Source organism: Arthrobacter sp. ok362, assembly GCF_900102785.1.
Classification (GTDB): Bacteria; Actinomycetota; Actinomycetes; order Actinomycetales; family Micrococcaceae; genus Arthrobacter.
The window spans coordinates 95,834-114,292 of record NZ_FNGC01000014.1; the positions used below are offsets into that span (position 1 = coordinate 95,834).

Sequence of the window (18,459 nt, forward strand, 5' to 3'; positions counted from 1 at the left end):
TGACCTTCCCTGTGGATGTGTCCACGATGACGATCGTGTCCCGAGGCCAAGCGGCATCGCGTCTGACTTTGTAGCTGACGTCGGACCTTTCCGGTGTTGGTATCTACCGTTACCGTCTCGCGCGGAAGTCCGCTAGCGTCCCCCGATGCCGGCGTCGAGTTCCACCACCCCTCATAACCCCCAATGTCGGAGCCTGCCCCGGCAGGGTCTTCCGGGGCCGGCGCCGTTGCTGCCTGAACCGCCATCGAGGTGCCCATAATGGTGCCGAGCACCAGCAGGCCCGTTGCGGCCAGGTACTTCTTTTTCAATTGACCCCCGAGTTGAAGCTATGCAGTGACTGCAGACGCTACCAGAAGCCATCCCAGCTGCCGCACGGATCCGCGTGTCAGGCGGACAGCCCGCGTGGGTCGGTCAGCACCAGAGTCACTTGGACTTTTCGAGTCAGAATGGCTTGGTGAGGCAACTTGGTTATTTGTCAGTTTCCGAAGTCGACTGCACAGCCCGCCCGGTGGAGGATCCTTTACCGGGCGGTCTCCGGGACTCTCGAAATGAGGCGCGCTTCGGTTGGTCCCCGTAATCGGCAGGCAAGATCCACAGAGCTAAGAGCGACACGGAGGGCTCGCCCCGTACGCTAGCCGCATGACCGACGCCGCATTCTCTGCTGTCACCTATGTAGGGCTTCCAATCGGGAGTGGAGGCGCGCATTCGCTCGGCGGCATGTCGCGCCGGGCCGCTTACGAACAAGCGACGTCGTTTCTCGAGACTTGCACCGAACTCGTCAGCCCCAACAAATACACCTTCGAGGTGCACGAGGTGCCCGATCTTTCCCGGCAGCTTGATCTTGAGGCCGAACTCGAGCGTCGGTTCGGTCAGGGTAAGCGGGTCGCTGTCCCGGCCGACCGAGTCAACGAGGCACTTGAATGGCTTGACGACATCCATCCTCAGCCTACGAATCAGTGGGGGATGGCCCCGATTTGGTTCCGTGCGCAGTCGAGTTTCCGGATCGTTGACCCCGCGACGGGACAGGTCTTGCCTGGCCAGAATGCTGAGCGATTCGCGGGTGCGGAGTATGTGTGGAGCGTTCCCCTCGGAACCAGCGACTTTGGGCTAATACTCGATAACAGCGCCAGACTGGCTATCGATCTTTGCATCCCGGACGCTGACGGTGAAATGCTCCGACGGGTTGTGCCGTGGTTGCAGGATCACCTGCCATTCAAGTTATCGGCCAAGCAGTGGCGATCTTGGACGCCAACAAAGTTCGGATCCTTCAAATCGCGTCGGATGGCAGCGCCTAGTTAGGCGGCATGGCTCCTCGGTTGCCACCGTATCGCGCCTCCGACTGGGGACCTCATGGCCGCCCGCAAGCCGGTCCCTCAGCGGACGGCTCCCACTCCTTTCTCCGTGAGTGCCGTTCAAGGGTCGATCAGAAGATGGTTCAGCTGTAATTGGCGGCGATGGTCCGGGTCGTTCCGTCGAGTTGAATGATGCCGCCGTGGGGAATGACCCATTGAGGTCTGGTGTGGCCGAACGGGACTCCGACGCAAACAACCGCTTCGGGGTTGTATCGAGCGATCTGCTCGATGACAATGTCGCGCTGCGCAGCTCGTAGCTCGGCGCGCTTATCAGCGTCGGGGATTGGTTGTCCCAACTGACTTGTCGGCGGGCGGGCAACGAGTACACCGGCAGCGGCTTCGAGGATCCCACGCTCGCCTAGGGCGCGTATCCACCGCTTCACCTCGGACGCTGTCGGCAGCTCCTCGCTGGTCTCGAACAGCAGAACCGCGCCTTGCAGGTCGGCTACGGAGGGCATGCGGCCTGCGACCGCGATCTGGTCGATCACTTCGAGACAGCCGCCCCAAGACCGGCCCTCCACAACGGTTTTCGGGCCGGCCCACGTCCACGGATCGGTCGCTTCGCGAACACCGAAGTGCTGTAGAGCGCGGGGGTCGGTCCACGGGATACCGAAGTCCTCGGACTCTCCGGGTTCGGTCAGGTCGACGGTTCCACCGTCCATGAGTGCGGCGCGGAGGGAGAGCAGGTGCACCCCATCGAGGTTCGGTCCCGCACCGAGGTGTACCTGAGTCGAGCCTCCGTAGAAGCTCGGGACGCCAAGGCCCCACAGGAGATTGTGCAGGTTCGTGTTGTCGCTGTATCCCAGGAACGGCTTTGGGTTCTTGGCCAGTACCTCAGCATCGATGTGCTTAATGACAGTGACCTGGTCATCGCCTCCGATGGTGGCGAGCACGCCTCGAATGGTCGGGTCCGCGAACGCGGCAGTAATGTCGGCAGCCCGAGCCTGGGCACTGGCACCAAGCTGCCGGGTCGTGGGGTACTCGACCGGAATCAACCCGGTGATTTCGGTCAGCCGATTCATTGCCTGCTCATGGACGGCCTCTGACACGGCAGGTGCTGCAAACGCCGGCGACAGGATAGCGACGCGATCACCGGCAGCGGCTTTTGGAAGGGTACCGAAGGTTTGCGACGTCATTGCGTAATTAGATCAAAGGAACGGTCCCGACAACGACTTGCGAAGCCGTCCCGGTAAGGGATCCATTACCGGGCGCACCGTCACGGGCTCCTCGGGCAGTCTCTATCTGTCCGCAGTTGCTACGGCCGGGGTGCCGGGCGGCATCATGGTTGATGTCGTCGATGCCGTTTCCGGGAGGCTAGCCGCGCGCCGGTCATTCAAAGTCGCCGACGTGGTCGCGGGGCTGGAGAACATCATCGCCGAAACCGGTACCGCCCCGAGCTATGTCCGGTGCGATAACGGGCCCGAATTCACCGCCGCAGCACTGAATGACGGTGTAACACCGCCGGCGTGGATACCGCATTCACCGACCCCGGATCGCCCTGGCAGAACGGCTTCATCGAATCCTTCAATGCCCAGTTCAGAAGGGAGCAGCTCTCCGGAGAAATCATGGACACCATGGTCGAAGCCAAGTATTTGGCCGAGGAATGGAAAGGTATCTACAATCATGAACGGCCCCACGGATCCCTGAACGGCATGCCGCCGAAACGCTACTGGGGAACCTGGACGCAAGAAAACCAATTAGCTATCGCATAGGCGCTCGACTGCTAACGGAGGCCCAACCAACTCAGTGTAAGAAGTCAGCTGAAAGGAAAAATGAAATGACCGGATTTGGTTCAGTATTTAGTCGAGAACCTGGTATCAAGAAATTCTACCGTAGAGTTATTGAAGATGCGTCTGCTGCAGGGTCGTATGATCTGTTGAAAGATGAAAGGTATTCGGCAGTCGTTGATGAGCTAATAGAAGGCCGGGATATAAAGGCCATTGAGGTTTACTGCGACGTGACCGGCGGAAATATTGCCGAAGGGAAGGCCGCGGTCGACGAATTCCGCTATTTACTCAGCGAGAAGTAGTTTGGATTGATTTGAGCCGGGGCAGTCCCGTTTGAAGCAGTGTTCGCGGCCTCCGAGAGACTGCCACGAACAGGTGTTCTTCGTACCAGTCAAAAGCATGGTTGATGTATGCAAGCGGATTGGCGGCGCGTTGGCATTCTCACGAGCATCATCGTTGCCGGAGTGCTTTCTTTGCCACGCCTCATCCGCTGGTTCATTCGGGAAATCAGCTGCGCCCCGAGAGGATGCTCATGGGCACCCTAAACTTCATCGATCGAAGAACCTCATCCAAGTACCAGGGCCTGCTCTAAGGAGGTTCTCATCTATATGGTCCTGATCCGTTCACTCTCCACCGGACTGCGGTTCATGCAGTTCCAAGGTGATGCAGTTGAGGAACCAAAGCGCGATAGTTTTCGGACCGGGTATACGCGAATCTGGAACCCGAGTATGTGACTTTCGGCGATATATGGCGGTCTTTTCAAGGCGCTATTTGGCGCACTGAGCATCCCACAAGGGGATCCTTATCCGGACGGATTGCCTGGCGGTTAAATCGCAGCTCTGATCGGTGCTTCATGACCGCCTGCCTTCAGATCCAGGCCGCCGCCGCGAGTTGCACTGGTGTGTCTTGGTCGTCCCAAGTTGCTGGGAGAATCCTCTGCCCCAAGGATCTTTCGAGGGGATTGGGTGCCCGACTAATCGACAGCTCCAGGTCACCCGCACGAATGGTTGTGACCTGCCCCACGGTATTAGGAACTGCTGAGTTGATGACCGGAACTCCTGTGCCTGACGTCCCCGTGCTGTGCAAATACACGGATTCGGGAATTAATTGAAGCCTTCCATCGACCTCAAAGTACTGGTCGGCCTGTGGCTGGCCAGTCAGAATAGTGGCCGCCAAGGCCGATGCATAGACGGGATCAACGGGGGCGTCGTAAATCCATCTCGTTCCGAGAAAAGAGTGTTCCATGATGCCGACAAGGCACGGGTCGGCGCCTGGAAGAGGCGAACCCCTGTAAGTCAGCGGAACCAGAAAAACGGCGCCCTCGTTTGCAACAAGAAGCGTTTCGATGCCGACTTCGCCGTCCGGATCGTCAAAACGGAAGGAACCGACACGTGCCAGGTTCATTGACCCGATGCCCCTGAACCACTGTTGGTTGGGCAGCCACTGTTCGAGGAGTTCCATTTTCGACGGAGTCAGAGTAGCTCTATGAACGGTAGCCATTAGCCCAGCATACGGGCGGGCGAAATCCGGGGAGTAAGACTCCCTGGACACTCGCGGCCAACACGTTCCCGTTGGCCGATCCCTTAGCGGACGCCAACAGGTCCAGCGTTGCGCTTCAAGGCCAGCGTCATAAGCACTTCGTCTCTATCGCCTCCGGGTAACCGGAGGGCTTCTGGCCATCGTCCGATTTCGCGCCACCCGCACGACTGGTAGAAGCCCTCGAGACCCATACCCGCCCGCACTTCGAGGCGCAGCTGTTCCAGTGCGAGATCCTCGGTCGCTGCCCTGGACACCTCCTCCATGAGCGCACGCCCGACGCCGCAGTTCCGGAAATCCAGAGCTGTCTAGACCCGAAGAACCCGCGCCCAATGAGCTGTTAGTTCACTCGAATTGCCGGCCAAGAGCAGCCAACCGGCCAGCTCGCCATCCATCGTAGCGATCAGGATGCGATTCACTTCCAAGTCCAATGACCGGACCATGGCGTCAATCGAAGGTAAGACGTGCTCATCAGAAACCGGCGGGAAGGGAAAGCCCACCGCGCCCCCGGCGTTGGATACGTCCCGCCAGCACTCCAGAAGCTGATTCCGCACGCGGGGCCCGACCATCGCCGGAGTGTTCAGCCACGACATTTGAAGTAGTTCAGTCATCGTCAGAGTCTTCCAGAGGAAAGTTCGGCCGTTAGTCGATCCTTCCGCGTTCGTGTCTCGTTACTCTCACTTGTATGGATACTCCGTATCAACCGAACGGGACAGGCTTCGATGCTTTGGACGAACTCGAGCAGGTCGACTGGAGCGGGCTGGAGCACTGCTACGGAAAAGGTGTCGTTTCGCTGGGCGCCGCCGGAGACATGTCACTCGCCATCGCAGGCGACGTGTCGCGATCGTTGGCTGCGCTTCGAGCTGATTCCTCCCTGGCAATCAGTGACGGGCTTTCCTCGAACTGCCATCAGGGCACGGTATATCAAGCAACGGCCTATGCAGTGCCGTTCGTCGCAGCTGTCGCGGCCGGCGACGTTCCGGACGGGATCCGCGTACCTCTGCTAGCGCTCCTGGGCGACATCTCGATCGGAGGGAGCTATATAGCTCCCGACGGTTCTCACGCTGGCGCCCTCGGAGACCACGTAGACGACCCCGTCGCGGAATCGCTTGCCACTTCGATGGAACGCCTTTCAACGATCCGAGCGCCCAGGCTAGTGGCGCTGATCCAAGCTATCCAGTCGCTTCTTGTCCAAACGACCGACGCGCGCAGCGATGCAGTCGAGTCCGCCATCGACGTTGCACTTACACCGCCGGGCACACCCTAGGACCGGCGCCCGTAAGCCGGTCGTCCACCGGTCGGCCCAAAGACTATCTACGGACTCTCCCAATGCCGGTGATCCCTGTCTTCCGGATTCCCGTAAGACCCGCCCGCAAAACTGCCCGGTGAGGGTGCCCTAAACGCTCCACTCCAGTTCGTCTCGCAACCCTAGGGATACGAGGCGTCTTGGCACATTCGTTCCAGCAATGAAGGTGAAGAAGCCAAACGCCCGGCCGGGGTCCAAAAAGTCGTGGCGCATGTCTGCTGGGAACCTGACCAGCCGGACGAGGCTGAGCATCAGGATCGCGGCGTAGGAGACCGCGCAGACCACAAGGAGTACCGCTGATAGTACGTGGAAGCCTTCGAGCTCGAGCCCCACCGAGATGATTCCGCTGGCCATAGTGAGGGCGAAGTACCCCGGGGTGAGGGTCTGCACCGCCTTTGAGACGCGGGAGCCGAAAGAGTTCGGAGCGTCAGTGGCCGTATTCATGGCACCAAGCTTAGGGCTCAAGATGTCGCGGGTTGTGTCGCCAAAGACCTCGCCGTACCGCCCCGGATGCCTCAATCGAAGGCCGATGGGCGGCAGAAGGAGCGAGCCGTTCCGGAGCCGGCGTGGAAACGGCAGGTTGTACGAAGTGTCAGCCTGCAGGCTTGATGTTTTGGTTGATGTGGAAGAGGTTGCCGGGATCGTACTTGGCCTTGACTTCGGCGAGGCGGGCGTAGTTCCCCGCGTAGGTGTCCTCGATGTGTGACTGGTCGTCGGCGTCGAGGAAGTTCACGTAGCCCGCACCGGATCCGAGGGGGTGGAGCTCGGCATAGTAGTCGCGCACCCACTTCGTATTGGCCTCATTGTGGGCCGGATCCTCCCAATGGCAGGCAATGTCCACTGCGAAGTTGACGTCGCGGTACGGGAACGCGGTCTCGTCCCGCCCGACCCGCTGGACGGCACCGTTGATCGGGTAGAAGTGGTTGGCCGTCTGGACGCTCGGAATGGCCTCGCCGAACTTCTCAGCGACACGGACGACGTCGTCGGTTAGGCGGGGCAGGAACACTGACTTCCAATAGGCCTGCAGGCCCTTGGTGTACATGGGGTCGAAGAGTGTGTTCAGAACCGTGTAGGGAAGGGGGCCCAGGAAGGAGCCGGCGACGGGCGCAACGTCAAGGAACGGCTGCCATTGACGCTCCCCCTCGTCGTGGGGGCCCGCCCAGCCGCCCACCAGCACCACCACGGGCTTCCCGTGATACTCCTCAGGCAGGAAGGGGACCGGCGGTCCCTGGTGGAAGCCCAGGAACACTCCCATTTCCTCCGGTGCGGTGGCGATGTAATCCCGGTAGAGCCGTGCAACCGCGTCGGCGTGCTCCAGCTGGTAAATGATCACTCCGCCGTAGAGAACATCCACGGGGTGAAGGTTGAACTCAAAGGAAGTCACGACGCCGAAGTTGCCGGTCCCGCCGCGAAGCGCCCAGAAGAGGTCCTCATTTTGCGTGTTGCTGGCGACCAGAAACTTCCCTTCGGCGGTCACCACGTCCGCGGATTTCAGGTTGTCGCACGACAGCCCGTATTTGCGGGCGAGGTAGCCGATGCCTCCGCCGAGAGTTAGTCCAGCAACACCCGTTGATCCAATGATGCCTCCGGTGGTGGCAAGGCCGAATGCGCCCGTGGCGTAGTTGAAGTCCGCCCATGTCGCTCCGGCTTCGGCCCGTGCTGTCCCATTGGCAGGATCCACGCGCACGCCCCGGCAGCCCGTGAAGTCGATGACGAGGCCGCCGTCGCAGGTCCCGAACCCGGGCGCGCTGTGGCCGCCGCCGCGCAGCGCCAGGTCCAAGCCGGTGTCACGCGCGAAATTCACGCCTGCAATGACGTCCGCGACTTGCGACACGCGCAGAATGGCCGCGGGACGTTTGTCGATCATTCCGTTGAAAACGGCCCGCGCGGTGTCGTAGTCCGCCTGATCACTCGTGATGACCTGGCCCCGCACTTTCTCCTGGAGGGCCTGGAAAGAGCTGTTGTCCACCGTGTACTCCGATTCACCCAGGCGGGCATGCCCGGGCAACTGGGCGCGGCCCCTGGGGTCGTGCCGGGTGATTGGTTTAGCAGCCGATGGGGCCCTGCATCTTGGAGGGCAAAAGCCTATGCCGCAGGCTTCCACAGCGGCGGAGACCGGATGCACCTTGGCAACGCAGCATCGCCGCGCGGTTTGCCTTGGCGTGATTCAGAAACGCGGTTCGCCCTCGTCTCAACGGGTTACAGCACGGCTACTCGTAAAGTACTCCGGCCCCAAACGGCGGTCAATAACCCGCTCATCCGGAGCTTTTCAAATCGACCGATAAGCCGCCGAAGGTTGGACAGCACCGCACTTTCCGGGGATTCATCAGGGACGTCAAGAGACGCCACCATTGCATCGAAGACGTCAGGTGCCATGAGATTGACATCGGAGCGCGAGATGACCTTTTCTGCAGCCCTCCGCTGCGTCGTGTTACATGTAACATTGATCCATGAGCGTCAGGGATCGTGTAGCACGGCACCGAGCTGCCATGCGGGAGCGAGGCTTCCGGCAGATACAGATGTGGGTTCCGGATACACGGACAGAGGAGTTCAGGCGTGAGGCCCGGCGACAAGCGCTGGCGGTCGCGGCCTCCGACCATGCCAGCGATGACCAAGATTTCATCGAACAGATTGCGGAAGACTGGCCGGAGTGAATCGCGGTGAGCTGTGGACGGTTTCGGGGGGAACATATGCGCAGAAACCCAGGCCAGCACTCATAATCCAAGATGACCTGTTTGCAGCCTCGGAGTCGGTCACCCTTCTGCCGCTAACGACGCACTTGACTGATGCCCCGCTGCTGAGGCTGACCGTTGACCCCGGACAGCTCACCGGCTTGAAGCAACTCAGCCAGATCATGGTGGACAAGCTCACAACAGTGCGGCGTGCCAACCTCGGGCAGCGGATAGGCCGAATAGATTCCAACACCATGGTTGCCGTTGAGCAGTCCCTTGCCGTCTTTCTTGGGCTGGGGCGTTGACTGGTTCAGCCACGGAGCCGCTCCAGTGCCCAGCCCCAGCGGATCAGCTCCTGTTCGAGGCGGACGGTTGGACCGTACGTGTCGTTGCCCAGCGCCTTATAGAGAGCGGCTTCCTCCGCAGTCAGTCTGGTCAGCACCGCCCGCGACGGCGCCGGCTCGCTGCCCCACGCGTCCCTGTGCGCGAGCAGCGTCTCCTCGTCCATCAGCACGCTCTCCACATGCGGGTGCACCGCACGGAGCTGGTCCAGTATGCGGAATCCGTGCGTATCGATGTCACCCCAGTACAGGACCTCGCAGTTGCGGAGCCATGCCGCGTCGCGCAGGGACGAAAAGCCATACCCGGCCCCGTAGAGGGCGAGCGTTCCGGGACGCTCCGGCAAGGCAAGAAAATTGACTTGGTTCTCGGTGGCCACCACGGTATGCACAGGCAGTTGCAGCGTGCTGAACGCATTCGCAGTCACGGTAATATCCCCGGCGCCGCCCAGCACCTCAACGTATGGGTCCAGAACGCGGAACCGGACGAGCTCAGGCGGATGCAGGAACCCGTGCCGGCGGGCAAAGCGTGCCGCGGCAGTACGGCCGGCTCCGTCGTCCAGTGCAACAACATCCGGCTCGGCCGCCTCCACGGCAGCTTCGGCGTCGGCCTCCACCTCATCCATATCTGAGCCGGGCGCGACGGCGGCCAGCAGCTGATCTATCACTTGCCGGTGGCGCTCAACGAACTTCGTGTGTACCCCCGGCAGCCTCAGCTGCCGGACGTAGATTCCCGGCGCGGGATTGTCCCGAAGCCACAGCGCAGCCCGCGCGGCGGGCAGAACGTCATCGCCCAGCTCGAGCAGCTTCAGCGGACGCCGCGCCGCCCAGCCGGGCAGCAGCGGATCCAGCGCACCAAGACCCAGCGCCAGCTCCCGGAACCGCGCCGCCTCGTGCGACTTGCCAACAAACCCGATCTCGTCCTCCACGGTAGCGAACACCGCTGCGGCCGGAATTCGATTGGAGCCGACTGTGCGGCGCCCCACGTCCACTGTCTCCAACGCGTAGGGGCCGGCCCCGGCAAACAGCTCTGCCGCCCACTGCTGGGCCGCAGAGTATTGGCTGAGCAGCCCCGCCGCCGTCGGACGTTTCAGTGAACGTCGGCGCGGATAAGCGCCGGAGGGTTCCAGCAGCTCCCGCAGCAGCACACCGCTGGTCCAGGCCTTCAGAGATTGCGCCCGCAGACCTGCGGCCGTGGTCCAGGGCTGGGACTCAGCGCGGAGGTCCCTTCCCAAACCTCGCAAGCTCGGTTCGGGGCCCTCGGGACGCCGCTTAGGCACGCCGGTCCCGTTCGTCGCGGTATTCCTGGATGGTCATGTTGCGCAGCTGGGAATCGTCGCCGTTGATGTTCGCCACGAACCCGACGTGCGAGACGAAGGGCTCGATCACGTGGATCTTTTGAAGGGGCGTGACAATCAGCAGCTGGAGCTTCATGCGCTGGAACAGCTGCAGCCCGTACCGCGCGGACTCGTCGGACCCGCGGCCAAACGCCTCGTCGATCACCACGAACCGGAAACTCCGGCCGGACTTCTTCCCGGCCGCACCCGCAGCCGTACCGCCGGCCCCCGACCCCAGCCCGAACTGGAACGCCAGCGCCGCCGCGAGAATCGTGTAGGCCAGCTTCTCCTTCTGGCCGCCCGACTTGCCGCCCGAATCGGTGAAGTGCTCGAACTCCTCACCGGTCTCGGTCCATTTTTCCGAGGCCGAGAATGTAAACCAGTTGCGGACGTCCGTGACCTTGGCGGTCCACCGTTCATCCAGCGTGGTGAGGCCATCGCGGCCGCGGAAGCGCTCGATCAGCCGTTCTACCTGCAAATACTTCTGCTCCGAGTACTGGTCCTCGTCGCCGATAGTCCCCTCCGAGCAGGCCCGCAGGTCAACACCGAATTCGCGCACGTCCTGGTCCGAGGTGTTCTGGTGCTCCAGCTGGATGTGCCGGCCCGGGTTGTATTCGATCCCCGCCAGCGATTGGTTGATCTCGCCGATGCGGTTCACGATGTCCTGCCGCCGGCTGTCCAGGAAGGCATTGAACGCCACAACCTCGTGGATGGTGTTTTGATTCAGCGACTCCTTGAAGTGGGCCTCGAAGCGGGGAAGATCGTTGCTGACCAGCTGGTCCAGCAACCGGTTGTAGTCCGCCGCCGCCTCGAGGGCGGCGTCGATGTCGGTAGTCTCGTTGGGGTACCTGTTGCGGAAGTCGGCCATCAACCGGACCGTGCTTTCCGCGGCCCGGGCGATCCGTTTAGACAGTGCATCGATGGTGTCCGTCAGCCCCGAGCGGACTGAACTCTCCACCGTGCCCGTGTTCTTGTACGTCAGCGTCTTGTCCCCAAGCGCAGCGGCGGTGAGCTGTTCGACGGCGCCCAGCACCCCGCCCTCGTCCGTCAAGGGAGTCTCCGCGAGAATGCCGCGGCATTCGACAATCGCTTCCGCGATGTCCTTCGCGTCCTTCTCGTTGGCGCCCAGGCGCTCGCGCAGCTTACCGGCCCGCTCCTCCAGCCGCTCCAGCTCCGCGGTCACCGCGGACTCCTTGGCCGTCAGCTGCTTCAGCACGTCACTGGCGGTCTCCAGCTCGACCTTCTCGGCCTTGAGCTCTTCGATCTTCCGGGCCGTGAGCTGCCAGCTGATCTCGCCAAAGTCGGCCACCGAACGGAGGATTCCCAGCTGCTGGTTCTGCCGGCCCAGCGCGCCGAGCGCGGCGTCGACCTTGTCCAGTTGGGCTTCGGTGACCCGGAGCTGCCCTTTGACCTCGTCCTGCTCGGCGAGGAAGCGGCTGATCTTGTCGTGGTTGTCCCAGCCGAGAACGTAGTTGCGCCGGTCCGTGAGCTCCCGCCGGTCGTCCTTTTCGTGTCTGCCCCGGCCGCCCTTGAGCTGCCCGTTGACGGTCAGCGCCTTGGGATAGCGCCGGAAGTCCTCGAGGGTGTCGCAGCAGAAGTGGTCGAACCGGGTGGCGAGTTCGTCCAACAGGAAGTTGCGGAATGGCGTGCCCGGCTTGATCGCGATCTTCGCGGCCAGCGTGCCCGGCTCCGCCGTCCTGGCCGCGGGGGATTCCCCGATCCTCAAGTAGACGAGCCGACCGCGCAGGTTGTTGGCGTCCACCCAGCTGCTCACCGCGGCGTAGTGCTCGGCCGGCACCAGCAGGGACAGTGCGAAGCCGTGCAGCGTGCGTTCGGTCGCACCTTCCCAGGCGCCCTCACCATCACGGACCCGCAGCAGTTCGCCGGCGTACGGCAGCGCCGCTTCCGCGATTCCGGTGCCGTCGCACAGCCGACGGCGGAGCTCCAGTTGGGGGAGCGGGAGCAGGTTGGGGCGGGACTGCAGGCTGCGCAGCTCGGCGCCGATCCCGGTGAGCCGCCCGTTGAGCTCGGTGCGGGTGATGGTCAGCGACGTGCGGCTTTCCTGCAGCTCATTCGACTGGGCGCCCAGCTCATCCTCCACCCCGCCGAGCCGGGCGCGGTTGGCATCGAAGAGCACCCGGTCCTCGGGCGGCCGCAGTCCCAGGTCCTTGGCGGCGGCAGCATACGTGTCGAAGCGCTGCCGCTGGGTCCGGGAGTCATCAGCCAGCCTTGCGACATCAGCATCGATGGCAGCCAGCCGGCCGCCCCCATTCGTGCGGATGTCTTCCTGCACAGCGGACAGCTCGTGCCGCCGCCGGGTGATCTCGGTGCGCAGTTTGGTGCTGTCCTCCTGCAGTCGTTCGCCGGTGCGCTCCAGCTCCGACTGGTGCTCCAGGCTCAGCTGCAGCTTCCGGTCGGTGAACCAGGGATGCAGCTGGTCCCGCTGCTGGCGGGCCAGCTCGTCGTCGCGGCTCAGCTTCGCGTGAAGGGCGGCGCCTTCCTTGATCGGCGTCAGCAGGGCGATCTGGTCCTTGGCCCGCAACACCGCGTCGTGGGCCTTTTTCAGGTCGTCGAAGTGGTGGATGAGGCTGCCGATGCGCTCGCCGACGTTGTCCTCCTCCAGCATGTTGGTACGCACGAAGGAGGTGATGTTCTCCACCTGCTTCATGGACACTGTGCGGTGGAACAGCTCCATGGCCTGGTTGCCGCTGATCCCGAACTGCCGCTTGAAGGCCGCGGCGTAGGGCTCGAAGGTGTCGTGGACCGCAGCACCTGCCGCACGCAGCTTCTTCTTCAGCTTGGCGGGGTCCTGGCCGAAGTTCGAGAAGTCTGCCGCGATGGACTGGTCAGCTTCGGCGAGGGAGTAGAACCGGGTGGGCTGGCCGGCTTCCTGGGTGGCCCAGAGGGTGATGGCCAGGGTAACCGACTTGTCCAGCACGGCGTTGTGGAAGACTGCGAGCACCACGGTCAGGGCGCCGGTTCCCCGGAGCGCCACGGGCTTGGAGTACTCACCGCCGGTGCTGCGCGTGCTCTTGTGGAAGCCGCGCACGTACGACATCAGCGAGCGTTCCTTCTTCTGCGCGCCGGCGGCCTTGTTGTACTCGATCCGGTTGGCGGGCAGCAGCAGGGTGGTGATGGCGTCGACGACGGTCGACTTGCCCGAGCCGATGTCGCCGGTGAGCAGACTGTTGGCGCCGTCCAGCCGGAACGTCCGCACGCCCTGGTGGAAGGTGCCCCAGTTCAGCAGCTCCAGACGGTGTAGCCGGAAACCCGGGGGAGTGCCGCCGTCGTCCGTCTTTTCTTCAAGGTTGAAAAGCGTGTCCTGCAGGTCAGTGGTCATTTGGTGTCCTCCTCCGCAGTCCCAGCACCTGTGACCGCCGTTCCGGCGAGGGTCGCGCGGTAGTCGGCCAGCCGCGCGTCGAACTCCTCCAGCCATTGGGCGTCCACGAACGCCTTGAGGATGCGGGCCACCTCGTACGTGCCGGGCTGGCCGCGGAGTTTGCGCAGGAAGCCGAGTTCCACCACTTTCTTGACGTCGGTGGCGAGCCGGTCCATGATTCTGGCCTCATTGCTGGACTCGGGCAGGAAGACCGCGACCATGTCGGCGATGTCCTGCTCGGTCATGATGAGCCGGAGTTCGCCGCTGTTGGTGTCGAACTCCAGCATCCGGCCGCGCAGGAGGGCGAGCAGCAGGCTGACGTTGAAGGTCAGCTGCCGGCGCGGGATCAGCCGCGGGAGTGTGCCGTCCGCGTCCTCGCGCGATTTCAGGAACGCGTAGCCCTCAGATTCGTCCAGGATCAGGTCAAGACCCAGCACGGAAACGTAGTCGCGGACCTGGGAGGACAGGCCGAGCAGCGACTGCCACAGCTTCTGGTCCCCCTCGGCGTAGAGGACGCCCTTGAAAAGCCGGGTGACGACGCCGGGAAGTTCCTCCGGCGTCCGGAGTTCGGTTTCTGCTGTGGCTGAGGAATTCGCTGCCGGATTCATGCGGGCCTTCCGAAAATGATCTGCTCGAGGGTGGCTTCGCGGATGCTGCCGTCGGGGAGTTGCCAGGAGACCTGCTGCGAAGCGTCCGGGTTGATGCTCGCCCAGTCCGATTCCGTGGCCAGCTGGTAGTAGGCGACGATCTCCGCGAGCCCCTGCGAGACGGGGTAGGCGGCGGTGACCTCCGCCAGGGTGGCCTGTTCCGCCCCGGCGAGGACGGCGTCGATGTTGGCCTTCAGGCGCTCCTTGTCCACATGGAACTGGCTGAACAGGGCGCCGGCGTCCACGTCCGCGTCATCGGCGGTGATGACGTCGTCGTCCACCATGACCCGCCGGCTCGGCTCGTACAGCGGGCGTTCGAACGGCAGGGTGATGTCGACAGACGGCGCCGCAATGGCCATGAAGTCGCCCGACGGCGGCCGCTCGCGGGTGGCGAGGGCGCCGGACTCAACGCTCCGGATGAGCTGCATGATGCGCTTGTTTTCCAGGAACACCTTGTCATCCAGCAGCCGACGCATCTGCTGGGACAGCTGGCGAACAGTGCCCTGCGTCTGCTCGACGGCGGGCAGCCAGTCCTGGTGCAGGTTCACCACGGCGTGGAGGTTGTCCATATGGGCGAGGGCCTCGATCTGGGTGGCGCGTTGCAGGAGGTCCTGCAGTTTTCTCCGGGACTCCGGTGACATGAGGTAGTCCCAGAAGCCCTGGAACGTCCGGCCCTGCAGGGAGCTGCTGATGTCCTGCTGGTTGGCGAAGATCGATTCCAGCAGCTCGCCCTGGGTGCCGTCCCACGTGGCGATCTGCTCGCGGACCTGGCGGTCCAGTCTCCGGAAGTTCTGCTCGACCTCGCGGAAGTCGGAGAGGAGGTCCTTGGCGAGGCCGGTCAGCTGCTGGAAGTGGTCAAGCGCTTCGGGAGCCGTCATGACCCGGATGTTGCCGTCGCGGATGCGTTGCATCTCGGCGTCGATCCCGTCGCGCTGCCGCTGCAGTTCAGCGAGCCGCACCTCAGGGTCCGTCTCGGACTGCTGGACCAGCCGCTCGAGGACGGCGAAGATGCTGGTGAGCCGGGACTGGGTGGCGACAAAGTCGCGGCCGCGCAGGCTCTCCACCCAGCGGACCACATCCTCCGCCGCGGCTGTGAGGTCATAGCGGGGCTCGTCCTGGCCCTGGATGTAGTACTTCCGCAGCCACGCCCTCTCAGGTGCGGCCCAGTCGTCCAGGTACTCTGCCGCCTGGCGGGGGAACTTGTCTTCACCGTAGGCATCCCGCAGGCCGAAAAGGACATCGTCCAGGCTGTCGATGAGCTGTTGGCGGCCAAGGTTGCGCTGGTTTGGCCCGGTGAAGGCCGTCATGAAAAACGAGATGGCGAGCGGCGCGTTCTGGGCGCGCAGCAGGGACCAGCCTGCATGGTTTTCACGCAGTGCACTGATTGCGTAGTAGTCCATCCGGTCCTCGCGGTGTTGCGCCTCACGTCCAATGTTCACTCTAGATGGCACCGTGGACATTTTCTGTGGAGGAAGGGTGGGAAGGGTCATGATGCTGTCCCTTATGTGGAGCGGGACCCGGCGCCTTTACGACTCGGATTTGTTGACGCTGCCACACCGTTGACGCCGTACCGAGGAACTGCCAGTCCGAGCAACCGCCCCCCGGGGGATGGAGGTCGAGACGCCGTACGCCGACATCTGGCTCAGCGCCGAGGAGTGGGCGGAGGCGTTCGAATCGGCGGCGGCGCGACGCAGACGCCACCTTCATCCGCTGCCCGCCCTGGGCGGGCCCGTAGCCGTGTGCTGCGGCTGACAGAACGTGCAGTGCTCAAGGCATACCCACGTACCAATCCGCGCATGGACAGGCAAGGTGGCGAATAAATATAAGTAGCCCATACTCGGGCGTCCGAAGTGGCACCTGCCTATCGTTCTACCAGCGCACAAGCGGTGTGTGGGCGTTGAGCGGGATCTATCGCTGACGTGCCGCCCAGCACGCCACTAGCAATGCCGTTCAAAGCAATTCCTGAGGGGGCAGCATGAGCGTTGAAAACATCGATCCATGTACGCAGTCCGCACCGTCACGGCCCGAACCGTCTGGGGCCGCTCTGGACAAGCGTGCCGTGGGCGCAAGGACCCATACCGCCACGTTTTGGCATCTTGCCATAGTGTCCGTTACGAGTGCCGCCCTTGTCTTGGGGGGCTCAGTGGCGTTAAGCCCCGTGATGACCCAACTGCTGCCCGGGGGAGCCCAGGCCGCGGAAGCGGCCGTCGTTCCCGCCCTGAACCCCGCCGGCGTTCCCGCCGTGAACCCCGCGGCCGTCCCCGCGGCCGTCATTCCCCAAGTTCCGGGGGAACTGCACGTCACAGCGGCGGGCGACTATTCCAGCTCAACCGCAGCCGACGGTGTCCTCTCACGAGTCGGACAGCTCAAACCGGACCTGAATCTGGCCCTGGGCGACCTTTCCTACGGTGCCACCGGAGCAGAACAGTCCTGGTGCGATTTCGTCACGTCCCGCACCGGCGCTGGCTTCCCGTTCCAGCTGGTAGCGGGCAACCACGAAAGCAATGGACAGAACGGAAACATCAATGATTTTGCCGCCTGCTTGCCGAACGAGCTTCCCGGGGCGGTGGGAACCTACGGCCGGCAATACTACGTCGATGTCCCGCAACAGAATCCAGTGGCACGTTTTGTATTTATCTCTCCGGGGATTCCTTTTCCCGACGGGACCTGGGACTACTCCGCCGGCAGCCCTCGCTATAACTGGACAGCAGCAGCAATCGACGGAGCCCGCTCCGCGTCCATTCCTTGGGTAGTGGTGGCCATGCACACGCCGTGTATCTCGATCGGCTCATTCGGCTGCGTCGCAGGCCCCGACATTACCAACCTGTTTCTCAGCAAGAAAGTGGACCTCGTCCTGAACGGCCATGAACATCTCTATCAGCGCAGCAAGCAGCTTTCAGTAGCAGCCGGATGCACGGGGCTTCAGCCCGGCGTCTACAACTCATCCTGCGTGCGGGACGGGGACAATTCCCTGGTCAAGGGAGCGGGCTCCGTCTTTACAACCGTCGGGACAGGTGGCGAGGGCCTGGGCGACGTCAATACCGCCGATCCAGAAACACCGTACTTCGCCGCCTATTCCAGCCTCAGCTTTAGCCCAAGTCACGGCCTGCTGGATATGAAGTTCACCGCCACCACCTTGGACGCCGGATTTGTCGCCACCAGCGGCGCGTTCACGGATGCCTTCCACGTCGCTCCGGCGGGAGGCAATGTGCCTCCAACCGCGTCCTTCACCTCGTCCTGCTCCAATCTCACGTGTGCATTCGACGCTTCGGCGTCCAGAGATCCCGACGGCACCATAGCAAGCTATGCCTGGGACTTCGGCGATGGCACCAGCGGCACCGGCCCTTCGCCGTCGCACCCCTACGCCACCGCCGGCAACTACAACGTCACCCTGACTGTCACCGACAACGGCGGTGCCTCAGGCGCGGCAACCCGGACAGTCACAGCAACAGCTGGCACCGCGCCGTTTGCCCAAGACGCGTTCACCAGGACGGTCAGCAATGGTCTCGGCACCGCGGACACGGGCGGCCCCTGGTCCGTGACGGGAAGCACGAGCAATTACTCTGTGGCCAGCGGTACAGGACGCCTGCGTATCGCTGCTGCAGGTTCCGGCAATTACGCCTATCTGGGTTCTGTCAGTTCCACGTCCACCGACCTCTACCTTGAGCTTGCGAGCGACAAACCCGCCTCCGGTTCCGGCCTGTATCTCTCCGCTGTCGGACGAAGGATCGCCGGATCCGGAGAATACCGTGCCGAGGCCCGGGTGACATCCACGGGCGCGGTGAGCCTGTCGTTGACCAGGACAACGGCCAGCGGCGCCGAAACCACCATCCAGAGTGACCTCACGATCGCTGGCCTGAACTATGCCGTTGGCGATCGCCTGGCAATGCGCCTGCAGGTCACCGGCACCGGGACCACGACCATCCGTGCCAAAGTCTGGAAAGTGGGAACGGCCGAACCCGCTAGCTGGCAGCGCTCCGTGACTGACACGACGCCGGCTCTGCAGGCGGCGGGCGGCGTCGGGTTAATGACGTATCTTTCCAGCACTGCCAACAATGCCCCGATCACTGTGCTGCTGGACAATGTGAGGGCGGCGGCGCCGTAGGCGAGTCAACGCGGGGTCACCGATGGCCCATTCCGACCGTCGGAATGGGCGCTAAGTGAC

General features: G+C 63.2%; 16 protein-coding genes and 1 pseudogene. 7 read left to right on the forward strand and 10 right to left on the reverse strand.

Annotated features, from left to right (window positions below; translation table 11 throughout):
- Positions 1–639: 639 nt before the first annotated feature.
- Positions 640–1,299 (forward strand): hypothetical protein, encoded by a 660-nt coding sequence (locus BLQ10_RS17580; RefSeq protein ID WP_091564269.1) that lies wholly within the window; start codon positions 640–642, stop codon positions 1,297–1,299.
- Positions 1,300–1,435: 136 nt separating this feature from the next.
- Here the strand turns inward: BLQ10_RS17580 and BLQ10_RS17585 are convergent, their stop codons facing one another.
- A complete protein-coding gene (locus tag BLQ10_RS17585; protein WP_091564271.1) occupies positions 1,436–2,488 on the reverse strand; it encodes a S66 family peptidase in 1,053 nt (350 codons plus the stop codon).
- A 187-nt stretch (positions 2,489–2,675) separates the two neighbouring features.
- Here BLQ10_RS17585 and BLQ10_RS17590 point away from each other — a divergent pair.
- Positions 2,676–3,064: pseudogene (locus BLQ10_RS17590) on the forward strand (integrase core domain-containing protein); the annotation flags it as partial.
- 65 nt (positions 3,065–3,129) lie between these two features.
- The gene (locus BLQ10_RS22135; protein WP_139164278.1) at positions 3,130–3,381 is read left to right on the forward strand and encodes a hypothetical protein; all 252 of its coding nucleotides are present in this window, start codon (positions 3,130–3,132) and stop codon (positions 3,379–3,381) included.
- Between the two features lie 565 nt (positions 3,382–3,946).
- On the opposite strand, the gene BLQ10_RS17595 is transcribed toward BLQ10_RS22135, so the two are convergent.
- From BLQ10_RS17595 to BLQ10_RS22565, 3 genes are all read right to left on the reverse strand, one after another.
- Positions 3,947–4,540: a maltokinase N-terminal cap-like domain-containing protein gene (locus tag BLQ10_RS17595; RefSeq protein ID WP_254785647.1), complete on the reverse strand. Its 594-nt coding sequence runs from the start codon at positions 4,538–4,540 to the stop codon at positions 3,947–3,949.
- Positions 4,541–4,662: 122 nt separating this feature from the next.
- Positions 4,663–4,917, reverse strand: coding sequence for a GNAT family N-acetyltransferase (locus tag BLQ10_RS23140; protein WP_368086527.1), 255 nt, complete (start codon positions 4,915–4,917; stop codon positions 4,663–4,665).
- Between the two features lie 6 nt (positions 4,918–4,923).
- Positions 4,924–5,226: a hypothetical protein gene (locus BLQ10_RS22565; protein ID WP_217635830.1), complete on the reverse strand. Its 303-nt coding sequence runs from the start codon at positions 5,224–5,226 to the stop codon at positions 4,924–4,926.
- Positions 5,227–5,300: 74 nt separating this feature from the next.
- Here BLQ10_RS22565 and BLQ10_RS17605 point away from each other — a divergent pair, with 74 nt between their 5' ends.
- On the forward strand, positions 5,301–5,882 hold the full coding sequence (locus BLQ10_RS17605; RefSeq protein ID WP_139164279.1) for a hypothetical protein: 582 nt from the start codon (positions 5,301–5,303) through the stop codon (positions 5,880–5,882).
- A gap of 129 nt (positions 5,883–6,011) precedes the next feature.
- Here the strand turns inward: BLQ10_RS17605 and BLQ10_RS17610 are convergent, their stop codons facing one another.
- Both BLQ10_RS17610 and BLQ10_RS17615 read right to left on the reverse strand, forming a co-directional pair.
- The gene (locus BLQ10_RS17610) at positions 6,012–6,365 is read right to left on the reverse strand and encodes an SLAC1 family transporter (RefSeq protein ID WP_091564316.1); all 354 of its coding nucleotides are present in this window, start codon (positions 6,363–6,365) and stop codon (positions 6,012–6,014) included.
- A gap of 148 nt (positions 6,366–6,513) precedes the next feature.
- On the reverse strand, positions 6,514–7,890 hold the full coding sequence (locus BLQ10_RS17615) for an FAD-binding oxidoreductase (RefSeq protein WP_254785648.1): 1,377 nt from the start codon (positions 7,888–7,890) through the stop codon (positions 6,514–6,516).
- A 481-nt stretch (positions 7,891–8,371) separates the two neighbouring features.
- On the opposite strand from BLQ10_RS17615, the gene BLQ10_RS17620 reads away from it, so the two are divergent.
- A complete protein-coding gene (locus BLQ10_RS17620; RefSeq protein ID WP_091564276.1) occupies positions 8,372–8,575 on the forward strand; it encodes an antitoxin MazE family protein in 204 nt (67 codons plus the stop codon).
- The gene (locus BLQ10_RS17625) at positions 8,572–8,898 is read left to right on the forward strand and encodes a type II toxin-antitoxin system PemK/MazF family toxin (RefSeq protein WP_091564277.1); all 327 of its coding nucleotides are present in this window, start codon (positions 8,572–8,574) and stop codon (positions 8,896–8,898) included. Before BLQ10_RS17620 ends, BLQ10_RS17625 begins: the two co-directional genes overlap by 4 nt.
- Before the next feature lie 5 nt (positions 8,899–8,903).
- Here BLQ10_RS17625 and BLQ10_RS17630 read toward each other — a convergent pair whose 3' ends face one another.
- Genes BLQ10_RS17630 through BLQ10_RS17645 form a run of 4 tightly spaced genes read right to left on the reverse strand, consistent with a single transcriptional unit; the run spans position 8,904 to position 15,733 of the window.
- Positions 8,904–10,166: a Wadjet anti-phage system protein JetD domain-containing protein gene (locus tag BLQ10_RS17630; RefSeq protein WP_175558673.1), complete on the reverse strand. Its 1,263-nt coding sequence runs from the start codon at positions 10,164–10,166 to the stop codon at positions 8,904–8,906.
- A gap of 37 nt (positions 10,167–10,203) precedes the next feature.
- Entirely contained in the window at positions 10,204–13,608 is a 3,405-nt protein-coding gene (locus tag BLQ10_RS17635) for an ATP-binding protein (RefSeq protein ID WP_175558674.1), read from the reverse strand.
- Positions 13,605–14,255: a DUF4194 domain-containing protein gene (locus BLQ10_RS17640; protein WP_091564283.1), complete on the reverse strand. Its 651-nt coding sequence runs from the start codon at positions 14,253–14,255 to the stop codon at positions 13,605–13,607. Before BLQ10_RS17640 ends, BLQ10_RS17635 begins: the two co-directional genes overlap by 4 nt.
- Positions 14,252–15,733 (reverse strand): DUF3375 domain-containing protein, encoded by a 1,482-nt coding sequence (locus BLQ10_RS17645; RefSeq protein WP_175558675.1) that lies wholly within the window; start codon positions 15,731–15,733, stop codon positions 14,252–14,254. The genes BLQ10_RS17640 and BLQ10_RS17645 overlap by 4 nt, the downstream gene beginning before the upstream one ends.
- A 722-nt stretch (positions 15,734–16,455) precedes the next feature.
- Between BLQ10_RS17645 and BLQ10_RS22460 the strand changes: the two genes are divergently transcribed.
- Positions 16,456–18,399, forward strand: a complete 1,944-nt coding sequence (locus BLQ10_RS22460; RefSeq protein ID WP_175558676.1) for a PKD domain-containing protein — start codon at positions 16,456–16,458, stop codon at positions 18,397–18,399.
- Positions 18,400–18,459 lie beyond the last annotated feature (60 nt).

What these genes read in the sequence shown, in the direction of transcription:
- BLQ10_RS17585 (WP_091564271.1), bottom strand. Translation starts at nt 2,488, where the DNA reads ATGACGTCGCAAACCTTCGGTACCCTTCCAAAAGCCGCTGCCGGTGAT.
- BLQ10_RS17640 (WP_091564283.1), bottom strand. Translation starts at nt 14,255, where the DNA reads ATGAATCCGGCAGCGAATTCCTCAGCCACAGCAGAAACCGAACTCCGG.
- BLQ10_RS17620 (WP_091564276.1), top strand. Translation starts at nt 8,372, where the DNA reads ATGAGCGTCAGGGATCGTGTAGCACGGCACCGAGCTGCCATGCGGGAG.
- BLQ10_RS17635 (WP_175558674.1), bottom strand. Translation starts at nt 13,608, where the DNA reads ATGACCACTGACCTGCAGGACACGCTTTTCAACCTTGAAGAAAAGACG.
- BLQ10_RS22565 (WP_217635830.1), bottom strand. Translation starts at nt 5,226, where the DNA reads ATGACTGAACTACTTCAAATGTCGTGGCTGAACACTCCGGCGATGGTC.
- BLQ10_RS17610 (WP_091564316.1), bottom strand. Translation starts at nt 6,365, where the DNA reads ATGAATACGGCCACTGACGCTCCGAACTCTTTCGGCTCCCGCGTCTCA.
- BLQ10_RS22460 (WP_175558676.1), top strand. Translation starts at nt 16,456, where the DNA reads ATGACCCAACTGCTGCCCGGGGGAGCCCAGGCCGCGGAAGCGGCCGTC.
- BLQ10_RS17580 (WP_091564269.1), top strand. Translation starts at nt 640, where the DNA reads ATGACCGACGCCGCATTCTCTGCTGTCACCTATGTAGGGCTTCCAATC.
- BLQ10_RS22135 (WP_139164278.1), top strand. Translation starts at nt 3,130, where the DNA reads ATGACCGGATTTGGTTCAGTATTTAGTCGAGAACCTGGTATCAAGAAA.
- BLQ10_RS17595 (WP_254785647.1), bottom strand. Translation starts at nt 4,540, where the DNA reads ATGGAACTCCTCGAACAGTGGCTGCCCAACCAACAGTGGTTCAGGGGC.
- BLQ10_RS17605 (WP_139164279.1), top strand. Translation starts at nt 5,301, where the DNA reads ATGGATACTCCGTATCAACCGAACGGGACAGGCTTCGATGCTTTGGAC.